The organism is Rhizobium sp. 01T417 (assembly GCF_056398905.1).
In genome coordinates, this window is the sequence record NZ_JBFTQH010000015.1 from 22,283 (window position 1) to 39,794 (window position 17,512).

Below are 17,512 nucleotides of genomic sequence, written 5' to 3' on the forward strand. Positions count from 1 at the left end.
TTTCTCTCACTTCCTTATATAGCGCCATTGCGTGACGGGCATCGCCGGACGCCAACCGGTCATACCGCCAAGGGGCGCCGCGCGCGCTATCTCGATACGTGTCAATGTGCCGCCATGCTGCCGCTGCAACGAAAACAGCAGGGATTCCATTTCAAGGGTAACGGCATTGGCAACGAGACGCCCTCCCCTCTTCAAGGCGTGAAGCGCGGCCGCGAGTACACCTTCCTCGCTGCCGCCGCCGCCAACGAAGACCGCGTCGGGCTCGGGCAGGTTCGCAAGCGCCTCCGGGGCGGTTCCCTCCACGATCGCAAGCCCTGGAACGCCGAAGGAAACCGCATTTCTTGCGATGCGCGCGGCGCGCTCACTCGATTGCTCGATGGCGACTGTGCGCAGTGACGGGTCTGCGAGCATCCATTCGATGCCGATCGAGCCGGAGCCGGCGCCAATGTCCCAAAGCAGTTCACCATGGCGCGGACCCAAGGCTGCAAGCGTGATTGCACGGATCTCCTGTTTGGTGATCTGGCCGTCGTGTTCAAAAAGCGTGTCGTCCAGCCCCGGTGTGAAGGCGATCTTTCGCGCCCCCTCCCCTGCCACGATCTCGATTGCGCAAACGTTCAGCGGGTCAATCTCTCCGAGGTCGAAGCGATCGGCACGCGCTGAGCGCTGCCGCTCGCGATCCCCGCCAAGCGCCTCTAGGACGTGCAGTGGAGATTCGCCGAAGCCTGAGACGCGGAGGAGCTCCGCAAGTTGCGCCGGCGTCTCGCCATCGGACGTCAATGCGATGATCCGCCTGCCGTGGTGTAGGTGTGGCCGGATCAGATCCAGTGGTCGCCCATGCAGCGAAACGGTCGCCGTCTCTTGGAGCGGCCAGCCAAGGCGCGAGGCAGCCAGGCTGAACGAGGATGGCGCCGGGATGACGTACATTTCCTCGGCACCTATGCGGCGCGACAGCGTTGCGCCAATACCGTAGAGAAACGGATCTCCTGAACCGAGGACGACCACCGGCGAGCCCCGGAGTGCCACGACCGCGTCAATGGACGTCTCGAAAGGGCTTTCCCAGGCGAGCCTCTTGCCGGTAATGAGCCCGGCCGCGAGCTCATGATGCCGCTTGCCACCGAAGACGACGGGCGCGGCAGCGATCAGCCGCTTCGCCTCGTCACCCAGTCCGGCTGGACCATCTTCGCCGATGCCGATAATAGTCAGCCAGCGTTGGCCGGGAGCGGAAGGCATATCAGACATGGGCAAAATCCGCATCCTGATGCTCGGAGGCACCGGCGAAGCGCGAGCTCTCGCTGAAGCGCTTGATCGCACTGGCCGGTACGATATTTTGCTCTCGCTTGCTGGCCGAACGGAGAAACCCTCCGATCAGCCAGTTCCGCTGCGCATTGGCGGTTTTGGTGGTGCCGAAGGTCTGGCCGCCTTTCTGCGTGATGGTGGTTTCGACCTTTTGATCGATGCAACGCACCCGTTCGCTGCTCGCATCTCCAGAAGCGCCAGTGAGGCGACAGCTGCAGCGGGCATTCCCGCACTGGCCTTGCGCCGGCCGGAATGGATGGCTGAGCCGGGCGATCGATGGACGCCTGTTGCGACCATCGCGGAAGCGATAGAGCGGCTTGGCCCCTCCCCTCGCCGGGTCTTCCTGGCAATCGGGCGCCAGGAAGCCCATCGCGCCGAAGCCGCCCCCCAGCACTCTTACCTTGTGCGAAGCGTCGATCCTGTCGAGCCGCCGCTTGTTCTTCCCGACGTCCAGCTCGTTCTCGATCGCGGCCCCTACTGTGTCGAAAGCGAAGTTTCGCTGCTCCGTACCCATCGCATCGATGCCCTTGTGACCAAGAACAGCGGTGGTTCGGCGACTTATGCGAAGATCCAGGCTGCACGCCAGCTCGGCATCGAAGTATTCATGGTCGCGCGGGCGCCAGCCGCCACCATCGAGACGGTTGCCACTGTTGAAGCGATGCTGGCGGCGGTCGATCACCTGTTTCCCCCTGCGATGAACCGCGGAGTGTAGACGAGGTCCGGCTTCCCGTCTCGAGCGATCACCTTTGTCTCGGGCGAACCGATGATGACACAGGTTGCCATATCAGCCGTCGTCGCGTCGGCTTCTGCAAGCGGCTGGATGGTGATCTGTTCGTCAGGGCGTCCTGCGGCTCTACCGAAAATCACTGGCGTCGTTGCCGGCAGGTCCGAGCGCAGCAAGTCGAACGCCTTGCCCAGTTGCCAGGGCCGTGCCTTGCTGATCGGATTGTAAAGCGCAATGACGAAGCCTGCCTTTGCAGCCGTTGAAAGACGGTTTGCTATTATATTCCAAGGCTTTAGGTTGTCAGATAGCGAAATGGCGCAGAAGTCGTGGCCAAGCGGAGCACCAATTCGAGCGGCAACCGCAAGCATGGCGGTAATCCCCGGCAGCACCACGAGGTCGATCGCGCGCCATTCTTTCGGGCCGTTGTCTATGGCCTCGCATACTGCGGCCGCCATCGCAAAGACTCCCGGGTCTCCGCCGGACACGACACAGACGGTTGCGCCGGTTGCCGCCGCACGCAACGCGGCCGATGCCCGATCCAGCTCTTCCCTGTTGTCGGAGGCCTGTCGCCGCTGATCGGATCTGAGGTTCAGCCGGTCGAGATAGGGTCCGTATCCATAGAACTCAGTTGCCTTGGAAACCGCCGCAGCCGCCTCCGGTGTCATTTGATCCGGATTGCCGGGACCGGTCCCGATCACGAAGAGCCTGCCGGTCATCGGCGAGACTCCCAGCCGGGCACGAGCACCAGTGAAAAGTAGGGTGCGTCGCCGTCGGGACGGTCGGCGAGTTTCGTCATCGCCGCATTGACCATGGTGCCTCGCTCGACATAGACGGCCTCGGCAAGGCGTCCGGATGCCTCCAGCGCGCGGCGGATCTTGGGAAGGTTGCGTCCGACCTTCATGATCACCGCGGCCTGTGTGTCTGACAGTCGGCGCTGCAGCTCGGCTTCAGCCATCGTACCCGGCAGTACGGAAAGCACGTCATCTCCCTGAACGATCGGGAGGCCGGCAAGCGACCAGCATCCTGACATCGCACTGATCCCCGGGATCACCTCAGTTGGATAACGGTTCGCCAGGCGTACATGCAGATGCATGTAGGAACCATAGAACAGCGGGTCACCCTCGCTCAACACGGCGACAGTGAGACCGTTCTCCAAATGCGCGGCAACGGCGGCGGCCGATTGATCGTAGAAGGCGGTAATCTGGTTTCGATAGGCCTCGTCCGTCTTTTCGACCTCGGTCGTCACCGGGTAATAGAGCGGCAGCAGCGTCTTTTCCGCGGTCAGGAGATGCTCGACGATCGCCTTGCCGTTGCCGCCCCTGCCCTGCTTGGCAAAATAGCCAACCACGTCCGCTGCCTCGATCGCCTTGACGGCCTTGACCGTCAGGAGTTCCGGGTCGCCGGGACCAGTGCCGACGCCAATAAGACGGCCAGGATTCGTCATAGGCCGGGCCTCGCAAGGGCATTCAGAGCGGCGGCCGTCATGGCGCTACCGCCGAGACGGCCACGCACGATCGCGAACGGCACGCCGTAGGAGTTCTGCGCCAGCGCATCCTTCGATTCGGCCGCACCAACGAAGCCGACCGGCATGCCGATGATCGCAGCCGGTTTCGGTGCGCCATCTCGAAGCAATTCAAGCAGATGGAAGAGGGCTGTCGGAGCATTCCCGATCGCAACGACGCTGCCGGCCAGCCGGTCCAGCCAAAGATGGAGCGCCGCCGCCGAGCGGGTATTGCCGTTCTGTTTCGCAAGCTCCGCGGTGCGCGGATCGTGCAGGGTGCAGAGCACGTCGTTTTGGGCGGGCAAGCGTGTCCGGGTGACACCATGCGCCACCATTTCCGCATCGCAGAAGATCGGTGCGCCATCATGCAAGGCGGCGCGTGCGGCGCTGACGAAGCCTGGCGAGAACACAAAATGCTCTGCCGCCTCAACGAGCCCGCATGCGTGAATCATGCGCACGGCAATATCGGCTTCCTCGACAGAAAACCGTGAAAGGTCGGCTTCGCTGCGGATGATCGCAAAGGACCGCTGGTAGATGGCGTCCCCGCTGTGAATGTAGTCGTAGTCAGGCATTCCTATTCCTGTCGCAGCGCCTTTATGGCGTCGTGTTTGCCGATCCGTCTAAGGCAGGCGGCAGCCGATTCGCCAGCTTGTCTCTCGTTTTTGATGAGGCGAGCGAGTTTCTCTATAGCGGAATCGATATCGCCGCCAGCAATCTGTGCATCGGGAATGTCCGATGCGACGCCGTCCAACATGAGACGATAACCATCGTCCGCGCCGACAACGCAAAGAGCGGGTCGCGGATGGGCGCAGCCCTTGGCGCAGCCTGAGAGGTGAACAGTCATCGAGCCGTCCAGCAGTTCCCGTGCTTTGCCGACCAATCTCTCGGCGCAGGCCTTGGTCTGAAAGCGGCCGGAAGCACAGGCGCCGGCGCCGGCACAAGTGGCGATGTGCATCGACGGATCGTCGCAGTCGACTGACAGTCCGTACCGGGGCGCCATCTCCGCAACGGTTACGGCTGACTGGCCGTCGAGCCCCACCAGGAAGAAAATGCGCCCAGGGCCAGGCCGGACTTCTGTTGCGCCCAGCGCTTCGGCTTGTTCAAGAAATGAAATAAGCTCGCTGGCACGCATCTGGCCGAAGCGCGACCTGAGACCAAGGATTGCCGAACTGTCGGGCAGGGCGATGGTGCCGATCAGAGGATCTTTGCGTATGGGCGCTCTTGCGAGCGTCATCGCCTCCATCGAAGGAAAGGCCAACAGCAGCCGCTCACGCTCGATATCCCGGCACCGTTTGTGCCGGCCGAGCAGAACAAGCTGGCGAAGTAGCTCACCGACCGCCCGAACTGCTTCATCGGCATTCCCCGTCAGCAACGGCAGCGCCGTTCGTTCGTCGCCGTTGATGGCAACGTGCCAGACACCAACAGAAACCGCGCTCACGCGAATGTCGCCGGTGACTGCAGCAAGGCCACCGATGCCGCCGCCATCGATCACAATCGACAGCTTCGGGGCCAGCAGCGGCGAGAGCAGTTCGACAGCGAGTTCCTCGCGAAGCCGTGCCTCGATCTCGCCTGGATTTCCGATCTCGTCGGGCGCGATTCCATGCAGCGGCGAGAGCTCGATGACCGGGCCGGCGGGAACCGAGATACCTGATGCCGCGAGATCGGCTGCGAGTGGCTGGACCGAGCCTGATCGAAGGCCGCGGATCTGCAGGCTGCCGCGTGCCGTGATCTCGACGATCCCGTTTCCGTGACTTTTTGCGGCCTCGGCCAACTGGATGAATTGCCGGGCAGTCAGAATGCCGCCGGTGGGGCGCAGCCGCGCCAGGAGGCCGTCGCCGGTTTGCATCGGTTCCAGCAGCGTCGGGCAGGCGCCACGGCGCTGCCAGGTCGAGAGTGCCTCTTCCCGGCCGCTATGCGCCGTCTGTTCGCCCAATGTCATCACTGCCAGTTCCTTGGATCATGTCCTTATATAGCGGGCGTGATCATCGCAAAACCTGATCCGTGTCAAAGATCGTCGAAATCATGTCCCTTGCGAAGTAGATAGATATCCATGATCCAGCCGTGACGCGCCCGTGCTTCAGCCCGGAGCCGGACGATCTCCTCTGCAACGTCAGCCAATCGGCCGGCCCGGGTAATCTCGTCCGGCGTTCCGAGGTAGGCGCCCCAGAAGATTTCCGCGTCGGGGTCATCGATCTTCGAAAAGGCGGTTTCGCCATCGAGCATCACTATTGTGCTCTCGGCCTGACTGCCTTGTTCGAGAAGACGCCGGCCCGTGRTGATTTCAAGCGGCTTTCCAACAAGGTTGATCGGTATGCGGTGGCTTGCGGCGAGTGCCTGGACGCTCGTAATACCCGGAATGACACTGAACTCGAAGGCGAGGGTGCCGGCTTGTCGGGCGCGCTCGAGGATGCGGATCGTGCTGTCATAGAGGCTAGGGTCGCCCCAGACGAGGAATGCACCCTCGCCGGCTTCCGGTAGCTCTCCGATGAGGCGTACATAGGTCTCGGCAATGGCGGCATGCCATTCATCCACACTCTCAAGATATGTCCGGTCGGTGGTGGCGCGTTTCGGTACGGCAAATTCAATGATGGCGGTGCGGCTGTTTGTGACGTATCGGCTGCAGATCTCCCGGCGCACGGCCGCAAGTCCTTCCTTTTCAGAGCCCTTCGTCGGAATGAAGATCGCATCGACGGCATTCATAGCGTTGATCGCCTGGACGGTCAGATGCTCGGGATTGCCCGTCCCGATGCCGATGATGTGGATATGACGCACGCCTTTTCCTCTTCCGTTCTGTCCGTTTCTGGCGCAGCCAGCCTGTCTCCGCAAGGGGCAGGGCATGGAGTTGGCCGCGGCCAACTTCGCAAAGGCCAGCATGGCTGTTGTTGTCGCGATTCGCGAATCATGGCATCTTCGATACGCTTTTTAGCGCGATGTTGATAGAAAAGCGCATTGATAGGGATCGGGTGTTTTGGACAACATTAGCGTATCGACGACGGACGTCCGCATCGAGCGGCACGCGAATCAGCTTTCTCGTCAGCTGAAGCTCCTCCGCGAAAAGCTCTTCCCGCCATTGTCGCAAAAGACGTTGCGGACGTTCACGTCAGGGGAAGCAGCGCAGATGATCGGCGTATCGGACGGATACCTGCGGCAGCTCTCACTCGACGGCAAGGGGCCGCAGCCGGAGCTCTCCGGAAACGGTCGGCGTTCCTATACGCTCGGCCAGATCAGCGAGTTGCGACAGCATATGGCCAGGATCAAGCCGAAGGACGCGCTGTCCTATCTGCCGTGGCGTCGGCCGGGTGAAAAGCTTCAGACGGTCGCGGTTACGAATTTCAAGGGCGGTTCGGCGAAAACCACGACAACACTTTACCTCGCCCAGTATCTGGCGCTGAACGGCTATCGCGTGCTGGCAATCGACCTCGATCCGCAGGCATCGCTGTCGTCGATGCTCGGCGTCCAGCCGGAATTCGATCTTGCCGATGGCGATACACTATACGGTGCGATCCGTTATGACGGGAGCCGCCGCTCGCTAAAGGACGTGGTGCGCAAGACCTATTTCGACGGTCTGGATCTGGTGCCCGGAAATCTCGAATTGATGGAGTTCGAGCACGAGACGCCGCGCGCGCTCGGTGATCGCCAGCGGACCGGCGAGGTGTTCTTCCGGCGCGTCGGCGTTGCCATTTCAGAGGTTGAGGCGAACTACGATGTCGTCGTCATTGATTGCCCGCCACAGCTCGGCTATCTGACGCTCGGCGCCGTCTGTGCGGCAACGTCGCTTCTCATCACCATCCATCCGCAGATGGTCGACGTGGCTTCGATGTCGCAATTCCTGCTCATGACCTCCGATTTGCTATCGGTCGTACGCAAGGCAGGCGGTGACCTGCAGCATGACTTCATCAAGTACGTGGTCACGCGCCATGAGCCCTTCGATGCGCCGCAATCACAGATCGTTGCGCTACTGCGCAACCTGTTTGGTGACGATGTCCTGACGGCGACGATCCTCAAGTCCACGGCGATCGCCGATGCCGGGCTGACGAAGCAGTCGCTCTATGAAATCGAGAGGGGTCAGGTCCGGCGTTCTACCTACGACAGAGCGCTGGAGTCGGTGAACGCCGCCAATGGTGAGGTGCTTGCCGGAATTCACAGGGCATGGGGCCGGACATGAGCAGACGAGATCGACTGAAGGGGCTGTTCGACGATACCGCACAGGAGTTGGCCGCGGCCAACCCGGAAGACGAAGCGCCCATGCGCGGTCCGGCCGGTCCGGTTCGTTCGATGGCGCTGACGCTCGGACGCATGGAAGAAGAGAGCAGGGCGATGCAGGAGGCGCTGCTGTCAGGTGAGCGCGTCGTCGAACTCGATCCTGAACTCGTGGACACGTCCTTCGTCAGGGATCGTCTTGCCGACCTGCCGCAGGATCTCGCCGATGAGCTGGTGCGCTCGATCGAGGAAAATGGGCAGGAGGTCCCTATTCTCGTTCGCCAGCATCCTGACGACGATGCGCGTTACCAGGTGGTCTACGGCCATCGGCGCCTCCAGGCGCTGCGACTGCTCGGGCGCAAGGTACAGGCGATCATCAGGACGCTCGATGATGTTGATGTCGTCATTGCGCAAGGTATCGAGAACTCTGCGAGGCGCAACCTGTCCTATGTCGAGCGGGCCGTCTTTGCCTTTAATCTCGAGAGCAAGGGCTTCGAGCGATCCGTCATCATGAAGGCGCTTTCAACCGACAAGACGGAATTGTCGAAACTGATCTCGGTCGCCAGGACGATCCCGATGGACGTGATCAGAGCGATCGGTGCGGCGCCGGCTGCCGGACGGCGCAAATGGATTGCCCTTGCGCAAGGTTGGACGAATGCGACGACCTCGCGCCTGCACAAGCTCCTTGGCTCCACTGAGTTCGCCGATCAGGACAGCGATCGACGCTTCGAGCTCGTTGTCGCCGAACTGGCAAGGAAGCCGGATCGGCAAGCGGTGAGCGAGTATGAATGGGCTCCGAAGCAGCCGGGCAAGATCAAGGGCCGCATCAGGAGCGCCGGTGATTCGTTCACCATCACGCTGAAGACGGGCGATGCAGCAGACTTTGGCGACTATATTTCGCGCCACCTCGACGATCTCTACGACGCGTTCAGGGGCGGAAAATAACCTTCCGGGGCCGACGACAGCACTGAACCTGCCAATAAGCTCTGGATCTTCAGTATCAGGCGAGAATTTAGTCGTCCGGCGATTTGAATGTGCTCTCCACTCATGTCATACATGACGGAAGTTAAAGGTGATTTGGGTTCCGTTGCGGGGAAATCGAAATAGCTAACAATGCGCTATGAAATCGACAGTCCTTTGCTGGTCAGTCTGTTGCCGACGATTGTCGAGGCCGAAGATGGCCTGGCGAGGCTCGATGAGCGTGCGGCACGCGCAGCGATCGCTGAAGGCTTTGCCCAGCGCCGGAATTTTTTTGATGCGGTCGGTGCTCTGTGGGTCGCAGGCGAGCTGGTTCACGTCGAGGACCTTGTCCTGCATGACGCACATATGGACACACGAACGCCAAGCCACGAGTTGACGATTGCCCATTCGATCCTGCGCGCACGACGGCGCATCTGGACGGCAGCGCCGGATTGGGCCTTGAGCGGTTCAGGATTGTCGATCCTCGGCGGCGACACTCAAGGGGAGGGGGCTGCTCCAGAAACCGGGAGCGCAAAGGCGTTGGTCGAAGACGACGATGCCGAAAATGAAGCAGATGCGCTTCTCTCCGCTGAACTGGCCGAGATTGATGCGATCCTGGAGAGATCGCAGCGGCTATTGGACAGCCATGGCAGTCCTGGTGCGCCGGAGCCGCATGAGGCGCCTGACCGCGTTCGCGAGAAGCGGAGCGACGACCCTCTCGGTCTCTTCGACGACGAAGAATGGGATGAGGCGGCGCGCCTTCGCGCGTGGCGCAAGACCATTTCGATCGCCGACAGCCTGCCCCCAGCGCTTGGTGCGGCCTTACTGTTTGATGCGTGGGAACGGATGGAGCCACTTCGTCGTCAGCATTGGCTTGGTGGGCTTCTTGTTGCCAGCTATCTGCGCGCCCGCGGCAAAGTCACATCGCACCTTTTCGCCTTCTATGCCGGCCTCAAGACGGTACGCTATGAGCGACGACGTTCGCGCGATCGCTTGACGCGACTTCAGGCCTTCCTTGAAGCGATGGCGGAAAGCGCGGCTGCGGGCTTGAAGGAAATGGACCGGCTTTCGCTGGCGCGCACACAGATGGAAATCCGCTTCAGGGATCGTCGCTCGAACAGCAGCCTGCCGCAGCTTGCGGATTTTGTCTTGTCGCGGCCGATGGTTTCCTCGGCAATGGTGGCCCGCGAGTTGCGGATAACGAGCCGTGGCGCGCTCAATCTGCTGAATGATATCGGCATCCGGGAAATCACCGGGCGAGGGCGCTACCGCGCCTGGGGCATCATCTGATCTCAGAAGAAACGAAAGCGGCCGGGCGTGGAGACCCGGCCGCTGTCGTTAGTGAGCACCCGATCCGCGCATCCTGTCACAGAGTGCGAACCGGGTGCCTAGCGCTTCCATTGCCCCCAGAAGCGCTTAGCCCTGTTCCCGCTCGCCCGTGAAATTGAGCAGCAGCTGGAAGATGTTGACGAAGTTCAGGTAGAGCGACAGCGCACCGAAGACGGCAAGCTTCTGGTTCGATTCCTGATCATAATTTTCGGAATACTGTTCCTTGATGTTCTGCGTGTCGTAGGCCGTCAGGCCGACGAAGACGAGGATACCGATCACCGAGATTGCGAACTGCAGGGCACTCGAGCCAAGGAAGATGTTGACGATGCTCGCGATGACGACGCCGATCAGGCCCATCATCAGGAACGAGCCGAAGCGTGAGAGATCCTGCTTGGTCGCATAGCCGTAAAGGCTGGTCGCGCCGAACATGGTCGCGGCGATGAAGAAGGTGCGTGCGATGCTCGTGCCTGTAAACACCAGGAAGACAGATGCGAGCGACAGGCCCATGACTGCGCAGAAGGCCCAGAAGGTCATCTGGGCCGCACTGGCCGACATCGTCTGAAGCTTGAACGAGAAGAAGAAGACGAAGGCAAGCGGCGCAAACATCACGACCCACTTCAGCGGGGACTGGAAGATCGGCACGTAAAGCGCCGGTGTGCTGCCGACGATGAATGCGACGATGCCCGTGATGACGAGGCCGAGGCCCATGTAGTTGTAGACGCGCAGCATATGCCGGCGCAGGCCCTCGTCGAACAGCGCCTGAGAGCCGGCGGCCGAGCCGTAGCCAAAACGCGGATTGGTGGGGTTCATGCTGATCTCCTCGGTTGAACGAACTAGTAGAGGGCGCGGGCAAGCCGCTCGGCTTCCGCATCGAGATTTATGTCGCGATCGCCGGTCACGAGCGCATAAGCCACATCGCCGATCTGCCAGTAGGCTGCTTCGGCCTTGTCGAGGGCGACATGCTTTACGGACTGCACGGCAAATGCACCCGGCCGGACGGCAAAAAGCGAGATCTGCTTGTCCTCAGGCGTCTTGATCGCCATTTCGACGCTCGGACCGAATTCGGACGGGAAGATCTGTACGTCGGAGATCTTCCAGTTCTCGGGCAATTGCGGCATGACGATCGCAGTTGCTGCGCGAATGTCCTCGGCTTTGTAGCTCGCGACGGGCTGAGACGGCACGGACTGGCGAAGCAGCGCCGTCTGATAGGCGCGCACTGCATCTTCGACATAGGCCGGCGCTGGCACAGAGGCGGCTACTTCGGTTGCCGTAAACGCGCCGAAAGAAGTGTGGGCGACCCAGCCTGCGGCGATGAGAACGGCGACAGCCGCGATCCGCTGCATCGAATGGAAGATCCGGCCATAGGTGAGGCCGCGCTCCAGGCGTCGAGCAGCGTCGCGCGTTTCCGGGCGGCCGAAGGCGTTTTCGCTGGCAAGCGCAAGGCGCAACTCACCCCTCATGCTGAGGTCAGCCATGACCTTGGCGGCAATTGCCGGGTTCTCTGACAGGAAGGATTCCACCTGAATGCGGCGCGCCACATCGAGTTCGCCGTCGACATAAGCATCGAGATCAGCGTCGACGATAGGATCAATTGCCTTCATTGCCGTTCCCTCCGATGAGTCTCAGGTGTACCGCGCGCGGCGTCTTCTCCTCGAACTCGCGAAGCTGGGCACGGGCGCGTGATATGCGCGACATCAATGTGCCGATCGGGATGCCGAGCGCCGCTGCCGCTTCCTGGTAGGAAAGGTCCTCGATCGCAACGAGATGCAGTGCCTCTCGCTGCTCTTCCGGAAGATGGAAGAACGCGTCGCGTACCTGCTGGAGACGAACCGCGTGTTCCTGGCCGGCCTGCAAAGACTGTTCGGTCTCCAGCGCTGCCTCGTCGTGCCGGCGTACCAGGGAGCGGTCCTGGCGGATGCGGTCGATGTGAGCATTGTGCATGATCGACAGCAGCCACGTTCGCAGGTTGCCGCCACGACGGAAACTCTGCTTCTTCTCGTAAGCGCGCATCAGCGCGTCGTGAACGAGGTCTTCCGCATCATCCGAATTGCGCACGAGCGAGCGCGCGTAGCGCCGAAGCGCCGCAAGCTGGCTGATGACATCGAATGGGCGTTCTTTCCGTTCCATGACTGAGTATACGGATGCGAGCGAAGAGTTATTCCAGCCGCCGCAAAAAAAATTTGGCCCGGTTTTTTGGGGGATCGGTAGGAAGCCGGAAGGCTGGCGTCGCGATGACGCCGAGGCAAAGGCACGCAGGAGGCTGCGGGGCCTTATTCAGGCCGAGCGTCCGACAGCTCCTCAAGGATGGGGCAATCAGGTCTGTCATTGCCGTGGCATGCGTGGACCAGATGCTCCAATGTCCGGCGCAGTTCGGTAAGCTCCCGGATCTTTCGATCGATCTCTGTCAACTTCGTCTGCGTCAGTTCCTTTACATCCGAGCTCGCCCGGCTCTTGTCTTCGTAGAGTGCCAGCAACTGGCGACATTCCTCGACGGAAAAACCAAGGCCGCGCGACCTTTGAAGGAAGCGGAGTTTGTGAACATCGGCCTCGGCATAGTCGCGATAGCCATTTCCGCCCCGGTCGGGGCGGATCAGGCCAATATCCTCGTAGTAGCGGATCGTTTTCGGAGCCAGTCCGGAGTGTTCCGATGCTTGCCCAATGTTCATGGCAATCTCCTATAGTTTGACGAGCCGCAGTCTAAGTGCGTTGGTGATGACCGAGACGGACGACAGGCTCATGGCGGCCGCGGCGATCATCGGCGACAGCAGCAGGCCAAACACCGGATAGAGCACGCCAGCGGCGAGCGGCACGCCGAGTGCGTTGTAACCGAAGGCAAAGCCGAGGTTCTGGCGAATGTTGCGCATGGTGGCCATGGCAAGCCGTCTGGCGCGCACGATCCCCGTCAGATCGCCCTTGACCAGCGTCAGGCCGGCGCTTTCCATGGCCACATCGGCACCGGTGCCCATCGCGATACCCACATCGGCTGCCGCAAGCGCAGGTGCATCGTTGACGCCATCGCCTGCCATTGCGACCACGGCACCCTTGCCGCGCAATTCGTCGACCAGAGCCTTCTTGCCTTCGGGCAGGATGTCGGCGCGCACCTCGTCGATGCCGAGGCTCTTTCCAACGGCGCGCGCAGTGCGCTCGTTGTCGCCGGTGGCCATGATGATTTTCAGGCCGTGCTCGTGCAGCGCCTTTATCGCAGCCGCCGTGGTTGGCTTGATCCTGTCGGCAACCGCCACAAAACCGGCGAGACCTTGATCGATGACGACGAACATCACCGTCTTACCCTCGTCGCGCAGTGACCGAACCTGCTCGGCGAGCGGCGTGACGTCCATACCGAGATCATCCATCATTGCGGCGTTGCCGAGCGCAACGACTATCCCGCCGGTCTTGCCCACGACACCCTTGCCCGTTCGTGCTTCAAAGTCGGTGACATCGCTGAGCTCAATGCCACGCTCCTCGGCACCCGATAGGATCGCCTCGGCCAGCGGATGTTCGGATCCACGCTCCAGGCTGGCGGCCAGCTGCAGCAGGCGAGCCTCTTCGATACCGCCAAGCGCGACGACATCCGTAAGCCTCGGCTTTCCCTCTGTCAGCGTGCCTGTCTTGTCGACGATCAGCGTGTCGACTCGCGCGAAGCGCTCAAGCGCTTCTGCATCCTTGATGAGAACGCCTTCCTGAGCGCCGCGCCCGGTCGCGATCATGATCGACATGGGGGTTGCAAGACCAAGCGCACATGGGCAAGCGATAATGAGCACGGCAACGGCGGCGAGCAGCGCATGCGCCATGCGCGGCTCGGGGCCAACAAGGCTCCAGACAACGAAGGCAGCGACAGCCGCGGCAACGACGGCGGGCACGAAGACGGCAGAAACGCGGTCCACCGCGCCCTGGATCGGGGCGCGCGAACGCTGTGCCTTTGCGACAAGGTCGACGATGCGCGACAGGGTCGTGTCGGCGCCAACTTTTTCTGCCACCATCACCAGGGCGCCATTCTTGTTGATGGTACCGCCGGTAACTGCGTCGCCTTTCTGTTTTTCGACCGGGATGGGTTCTCCAGTTATCATCGACTCGTCGACCGTCGACTGCCCTTCACTGACGGATCCGTCGATCGGGATGCGCTCGCCCGGGCGAACTCGCACATGATCGCCAACCCGGACATCATCGACCGGTACATCGGTTTCAGAACCGTCCTCGTTGACCCGGCGCGCGGTCTTCGGCGCAAGATCAAGCAATGCACGGATGGCCGAACCGGTTTTCTCGCGGGCTTTCAGTTCCAGAACCTGACCCACGAATACCAGAGCGACGATGACGGCGGCGGCCTCGAAATAGACAGGAACCGTCTCGCCATGGCCGCGGAAGGTATGAGGGAAGATGCCAGGCAGGATTGCCGCTACGACACTATAAAGATACGCCGTCCCGACGCCGAGGCCGATCAGGGTCCACATGTTCGGGCTGCGGTTGACAAGAGAGGCCCAGGCGCGGCGGAAGAAGGGCAGGGCGGCCCAAAGGACGACAGGTGTCGCAAGAACGAGTTCGATCCACGTCGCCTGCGGCTCTCCAATCCAGTCACGCAGCGGCAGGCCGATCATCGGCCCCATGCTGATTGCAAGCAGCGGGATCGAGAGCACACCGCTCACCCAGAGCCGGCGGGTGAAATCCACGAGTTCCGGGTTGGGACCTTCATCGACAGGTGGAATACCCATCGGTTCCAGGGCCATGCCGCACTTCGGGCAGTCGCCCGGATGATCGCTGACGACCTCTGGGTGCATCGGGCAGGTATAGAGCGTCCCTTTCGGCATCGGCTTTGCGGCGGGCCGGTTTCCATCGCGGTAGGCGGCGGGATCGGCTTCGAACTTCGCCTTGCAGCCGGCCGAGCAGAAATAGAACTTTTCACCCCCTTGCTTCAGGAAATGCCGGGCGTTCGCCCGATTGACGGTCATGCCACAGACCGGATCCTTCGCTGTCAGGTAGTCTTGTGGCGCAGCCTCGAATTTTCGCCGGCAGCCTTCCGAGCAGAAATGATAGGCATGCCCGTCATACCGGAGCGAGGGCTTGCCTGCCTCGGGATCGACCGTCATGCCGCACACAGGATCGCGCACAACGTCGTCCGCAGAGGGCGCTCGGTACTCATGGTGGTCATGGCCATGATGCCCGTGGTTATGATGGTCCTGCGTGCTATCCATGCGATTCTCCCTTGCCCTGATGTGGCATTGGACATCCTTATGAACCTTCCAGCGACTGGAAGGTCAAGGGGAAAGTTGCGCAACGACGAATGTGGATAGAATAGCCCATTCGGACCTGCCGCCGCATTTCGACGTGCTTTTGACACGCCTGTCGTCAGGTTGCGCGGGCGAAACGGAAAGCATGACCCGGGTAGCAGGACCGCCTCACGGCAAAGACAGCGGTCGCGACTGTTGAGGCTGCGGTCGGCGCGCGGGCTGATCATCGACCCAAGAAACGGCGTCGTGAAACAAAAAGGCCTGCCGCGAGGCAGGCCTTGCATGAGATAATGGCCGATATTGAAATATGACTAGTAACAAATTCCGCATCCTGCGAGATATAACACCACACCCGGCTAAGGGTCGCATCGCAGGAAAAAGTAGTATCAAGGCCCGTCATTTGGCTAGGAGGTCAGTTCTTGCGAGGCTGCTCCTGATCGTCCGCCGGGCCCTCATCAGCCTGAAGAATTAGCAGGGTTCCGAGCGCTCTGGCTGACTCTCGTGGCAGGCAGTAGTGCAGCCATCCATAGCGAGGATCGCGAATGTGCAGAAGCGGTTCTCCAAGCAATGCGTCGGGCTCTGTGTACCAGCGTGGATCAAGCACGGCGTCGACCATTTGCCCGCCTTCCCAGGTCTCGTCGTGAGGCGGCGGCATCTCCGCCCTGATCTGGCCGGCACCTTCAATGAGCTTTGATACGGACTCGGTATCAAGCACAAACGCGACGGGTGGATCAGTCGGAAAGGTGATCGTCAACGTCTTGAACTCGTCGTCGAGCTCCCACTGGGGTTCTTCGCTGTTGTTCATGTTCACGTCCCTGTTGATCGCACTGCGGGATGCAGACTTGGCTTGCCGACGACGCAAACAAGGAAAAGCCGACGAAGAGTGATGGGGTATCCAATACAACCGATCGTTCTGATATGATCCAATAGTGTCGCAACTTCCCTTTGATGGCACGTACTCCGTTGGGTGTAGCCACAGGCAAGTACATTCCGTGGCCCTGCGCGCTCGTGTCGCCACGCTCAGCGCCAACCAGCATCGGCCTGTCAAAGCTGATGGGGTCGCATCTCTAGGCTGGCGCACTGATACCGAAGGGTCCGAGCGGGAAGAGAACTTTGTAAGTCACATGTTTCGGGCTTTATTTTACGACTGTTTCATTACTTACGAAAACGGCAGCTTCCTTCGCGCGATCAGACGATTCATCCCAGTCGATTGTTTCACCGACTTCATCTCATCCTCGTCCGCATATCTGCCTGCAGCTGCCGCAGCGCGCTCAGTCGCCTCTGAAGGGTCTCAACATTCCAAAATCTGCGTTGATTTGAGGACTTGCCGCGGTTTGGCCCGTATTGGCGCGTTTCTTGTTCGCGAATGATGCCGCTCTTTTTGAAGCTGTCCGAACGCGATCAATGCCTCTGAGAATGGCCAACATGTGCTTGGCTTCCTCTGCGTCCATCGCGGACAGTGGGATGCCGTCCAGGCGCGCTGGCTCGTGCGTCGCCCGATCGATGATAGACCAGCCTGCGTCTTCAGTGCGGAGACTATATTCCTCGGCCATCGACAATCCCCATTTGTAGACACCTGCAATTCTGAACGTGTTGGGTTGAACGCGCTACTTCCCAAATCGGCCGATTTCATCGCTCAAAAGTTGTACATTCAGATGTAGTAATATTGCAATAAAGGGCACGTCTCGTGTGGTGCCGCCATGCTCGAAGCAGGAATTCCCAATCCAGTTGTCAAAAACACCTATTGGTGCAATGAAATGCGTGGTTTAGCCGACCAACCCGACTGGATACAGCCGGAGCACTTCGCTATCCTGAGTACATGCTTTTCGACCGACTCCTGAAGATCGCCGCTTGGTTGTCGCTTGCCGCCATCCTGTTCGTGACTGTTTCGCCGATCGGTCTGCGACCGCACGACGTCATGTCCGTGCGCGATGACCGGGCGCTCGCCTTCACGACAATGGCTTTCCTGTTCGTCGTAGCCTATCCCCGCCGGTTTTGGGTTTGCGCTGTCCTGGTCGTATTCGGAGCGGCCGCAATAGAACTCCTTCAGTATCTTTCACCAACCCGGCATGCGCGGCTTGAGGACGCTGCTGTAAAGGCTGTCGGTGCAGCGATTGGCGTGGGCCTGGGGTTTGCGGCAAACTGGGTCCTCCGGCCGCGCGCGGACTAGTCCCACGAATCGCGATGGTCACCAGATTGTTCGGCGAACCACGCTGGAGCCGGTCAACGCGCTCTGGATCCGGCATACCTAGAGAAAATATGACTGATCGCTGCAGACGA

The 17,512-nt window shown here is 60.9% G+C and carries 17 protein-coding genes; 5 read left to right on the plus strand and 12 right to left on the minus strand.

The features are described 5' to 3' along the window. Nucleotides 1–6 precede the first annotated feature (6 nt). Nucleotides 7–1,239, minus strand: a complete 1,233-nt coding sequence (cbiE, locus tag AC1DPR_RS16280; protein ID WP_477816704.1) for a precorrin-6y C5,15-methyltransferase (decarboxylating) subunit CbiE — start codon at nt 1,237–1,239, stop codon at nt 7–9. On the opposite strand from cbiE, the gene AC1DPR_RS16285 reads away from it, so the two are divergent. Then, nucleotides 1,238–2,008: a cobalt-precorrin-6A reductase gene (locus tag AC1DPR_RS16285; protein WP_477816705.1), complete on the plus strand. Its 771-nt coding sequence runs from the start codon at nt 1,238–1,240 to the stop codon at nt 2,006–2,008. The genes cbiE and AC1DPR_RS16285 overlap by 2 nt on opposite strands. Here the strand turns inward: AC1DPR_RS16285 and AC1DPR_RS16290 are convergent. The 5 genes from AC1DPR_RS16290 to cobF all read right to left on the minus strand — a co-directional run bounded on the left by AC1DPR_RS16290 (nt 1,972) and on the right by cobF (nt 6,293). Further along, nucleotides 1,972–2,736 (minus strand): precorrin-3B C(17)-methyltransferase, encoded by a 765-nt coding sequence (locus AC1DPR_RS16290; RefSeq protein ID WP_477816706.1) that lies wholly within the window; start codon nt 2,734–2,736, stop codon nt 1,972–1,974. The genes AC1DPR_RS16285 and AC1DPR_RS16290 overlap by 37 nt on opposite strands. Further along, on the minus strand, nt 2,733–3,464 hold the full coding sequence (locus AC1DPR_RS16295; RefSeq protein ID WP_477816707.1) for a precorrin-2 C(20)-methyltransferase: 732 nt from the start codon (nt 3,462–3,464) through the stop codon (nt 2,733–2,735). Before AC1DPR_RS16295 ends, AC1DPR_RS16290 begins: the two co-directional genes overlap by 4 nt. Further along, nucleotides 3,461–4,093, minus strand: coding sequence for a precorrin-8X methylmutase (locus AC1DPR_RS16300; protein ID WP_477816708.1), 633 nt, complete (start codon nt 4,091–4,093; stop codon nt 3,461–3,463). Before AC1DPR_RS16300 ends, AC1DPR_RS16295 begins: the two co-directional genes overlap by 4 nt. Before the next feature lie 2 nt (nt 4,094–4,095). Further along, nucleotides 4,096–5,460 (minus strand): precorrin-3B synthase, encoded by a 1,365-nt coding sequence (cobG, locus tag AC1DPR_RS16305; RefSeq protein WP_477816709.1) that lies wholly within the window; start codon nt 5,458–5,460, stop codon nt 4,096–4,098. Nucleotides 5,461–5,525: 65 nt separating this feature from the next. Then, complete coding sequence (gene cobF, locus AC1DPR_RS16310; protein ID WP_477816710.1) at nt 5,526–6,293, minus strand: precorrin-6A synthase (deacetylating); 768 nt, start codon at nt 6,291–6,293, stop codon at nt 5,526–5,528. Between the two features lie 196 nt (nt 6,294–6,489). On the opposite strand from cobF, the gene repA reads away from it, so the two are divergent. The 3 genes from repA (at nt 6,490) to AC1DPR_RS16325 (ending at nt 9,971) form a co-directional block, all read left to right on the plus strand. After that, a complete protein-coding gene (repA, locus tag AC1DPR_RS16315; protein WP_477816711.1) occupies nt 6,490–7,686 on the plus strand; it encodes a plasmid partitioning protein RepA in 1,197 nt (398 codons plus the stop codon). Continuing rightward, entirely contained in the window at nt 7,683–8,666 is a 984-nt protein-coding gene (gene repB, locus AC1DPR_RS16320) for a plasmid partitioning protein RepB (RefSeq protein ID WP_477816712.1), read from the plus strand. Before repA ends, repB begins: the two co-directional genes overlap by 4 nt. 168 nt (nt 8,667–8,834) lie before the next feature. Continuing rightward, the gene (locus AC1DPR_RS16325; protein ID WP_477816713.1) at nt 8,835–9,971 is read left to right on the plus strand and encodes an RHE_PE00001 family protein; all 1,137 of its coding nucleotides are present in this window, start codon (nt 8,835–8,837) and stop codon (nt 9,969–9,971) included. 126 nt (nt 9,972–10,097) lie between these two features. Here AC1DPR_RS16325 and AC1DPR_RS16330 read toward each other — a convergent pair whose 3' ends face one another. From AC1DPR_RS16330 to AC1DPR_RS16355, 6 genes are all read right to left on the minus strand, one after another. Further along, complete coding sequence (locus AC1DPR_RS16330) at nt 10,098–10,820, minus strand: Bax inhibitor-1/YccA family protein (protein ID WP_477816714.1); 723 nt, start codon at nt 10,818–10,820, stop codon at nt 10,098–10,100. Nucleotides 10,821–10,843: 23 nt separating this feature from the next. Next, nucleotides 10,844–11,611 carry an anti-sigma factor family protein gene (locus AC1DPR_RS16335; RefSeq protein WP_477816715.1) on the minus strand — a complete coding sequence of 256 codons (768 nt, stop codon included), beginning with the start codon at nt 11,609–11,611 and terminating at the stop codon, nt 10,844–10,846. Continuing rightward, on the minus strand, nt 11,598–12,137 hold the full coding sequence (locus AC1DPR_RS16340) for a sigma-70 family RNA polymerase sigma factor (protein WP_477816716.1): 540 nt from the start codon (nt 12,135–12,137) through the stop codon (nt 11,598–11,600). The genes AC1DPR_RS16335 and AC1DPR_RS16340 overlap by 14 nt, the downstream gene beginning before the upstream one ends. A gap of 143 nt (nt 12,138–12,280) precedes the next feature. Then, nucleotides 12,281–12,676, minus strand: a complete 396-nt coding sequence (gene cueR / locus AC1DPR_RS16345; protein ID WP_112665031.1) for a Cu(I)-responsive transcriptional regulator — start codon at nt 12,674–12,676, stop codon at nt 12,281–12,283. A gap of 9 nt (nt 12,677–12,685) precedes the next feature. Continuing rightward, on the minus strand, nt 12,686–15,196 hold the full coding sequence (locus AC1DPR_RS16350) for a heavy metal translocating P-type ATPase (RefSeq protein WP_477816717.1): 2,511 nt from the start codon (nt 15,194–15,196) through the stop codon (nt 12,686–12,688). Nucleotides 15,197–15,644: 448 nt separating this feature from the next. Continuing rightward, nucleotides 15,645–16,037 (minus strand): hypothetical protein, encoded by a 393-nt coding sequence (locus AC1DPR_RS16355; RefSeq protein WP_477816718.1) that lies wholly within the window; start codon nt 16,035–16,037, stop codon nt 15,645–15,647. Between the two features lie 1,014 nt (nt 16,038–17,051). Here AC1DPR_RS16355 and AC1DPR_RS16360 point away from each other — a divergent pair. After that, nucleotides 17,052–17,402 (plus strand): VanZ family protein, encoded by a 351-nt coding sequence (locus AC1DPR_RS16360; protein ID WP_477816719.1) that lies wholly within the window; start codon nt 17,052–17,054, stop codon nt 17,400–17,402. The last annotated feature ends 110 nt before the right edge of the window (nt 17,403–17,512 follow it).

What these genes read in the sequence shown, in the direction of transcription:
- AC1DPR_RS16285 (WP_477816705.1), top strand. Translation starts at nt 1,238, where the DNA reads ATGGGCAAAATCCGCATCCTGATGCTCGGAGGCACCGGCGAAGCGCGA.
- cbiE (WP_477816704.1), bottom strand. Translation starts at nt 1,239, where the DNA reads ATGTCTGATATGCCTTCCGCTCCCGGCCAACGCTGGCTGACTATTATC.
- AC1DPR_RS16290 (WP_477816706.1), bottom strand. Translation starts at nt 2,736, where the DNA reads ATGACCGGCAGGCTCTTCGTGATCGGGACCGGTCCCGGCAATCCGGAT.
- AC1DPR_RS16295 (WP_477816707.1), bottom strand. Translation starts at nt 3,464, where the DNA reads ATGACGAATCCTGGCCGTCTTATTGGCGTCGGCACTGGTCCCGGCGAC.
- AC1DPR_RS16300 (WP_477816708.1), bottom strand. Translation starts at nt 4,093, where the DNA reads ATGCCTGACTACGACTACATTCACAGCGGGGACGCCATCTACCAGCGG.
- cobG (WP_477816709.1), bottom strand. Translation starts at nt 5,460, where the DNA reads ATGACATTGGGCGAACAGACGGCGCATAGCGGCCGGGAAGAGGCACTC.
- repB (WP_477816712.1), top strand. Translation starts at nt 7,683, where the DNA reads ATGAGCAGACGAGATCGACTGAAGGGGCTGTTCGACGATACCGCACAG.
- AC1DPR_RS16325 (WP_477816713.1), top strand. Translation starts at nt 8,835, where the DNA reads ATGCGCTATGAAATCGACAGTCCTTTGCTGGTCAGTCTGTTGCCGACG.
- AC1DPR_RS16330 (WP_477816714.1), bottom strand. Translation starts at nt 10,820, where the DNA reads ATGAACCCCACCAATCCGCGTTTTGGCTACGGCTCGGCCGCCGGCTCT.
- AC1DPR_RS16335 (WP_477816715.1), bottom strand. Translation starts at nt 11,611, where the DNA reads ATGAAGGCAATTGATCCTATCGTCGACGCTGATCTCGATGCTTATGTC.
- AC1DPR_RS16340 (WP_477816716.1), bottom strand. Translation starts at nt 12,137, where the DNA reads ATGGAACGGAAAGAACGCCCATTCGATGTCATCAGCCAGCTTGCGGCG.
- cueR (WP_112665031.1), bottom strand. Translation starts at nt 12,676, where the DNA reads ATGAACATTGGGCAAGCATCGGAACACTCCGGACTGGCTCCGAAAACG.
- AC1DPR_RS16350 (WP_477816717.1), bottom strand. Translation starts at nt 15,196, where the DNA reads ATGGATAGCACGCAGGACCATCATAACCACGGGCATCATGGCCATGAC.
- AC1DPR_RS16355 (WP_477816718.1), bottom strand. Translation starts at nt 16,037, where the DNA reads ATGAACAACAGCGAAGAACCCCAGTGGGAGCTCGACGACGAGTTCAAG.
- AC1DPR_RS16360 (WP_477816719.1), top strand. Translation starts at nt 17,052, where the DNA reads ATGCTTTTCGACCGACTCCTGAAGATCGCCGCTTGGTTGTCGCTTGCC.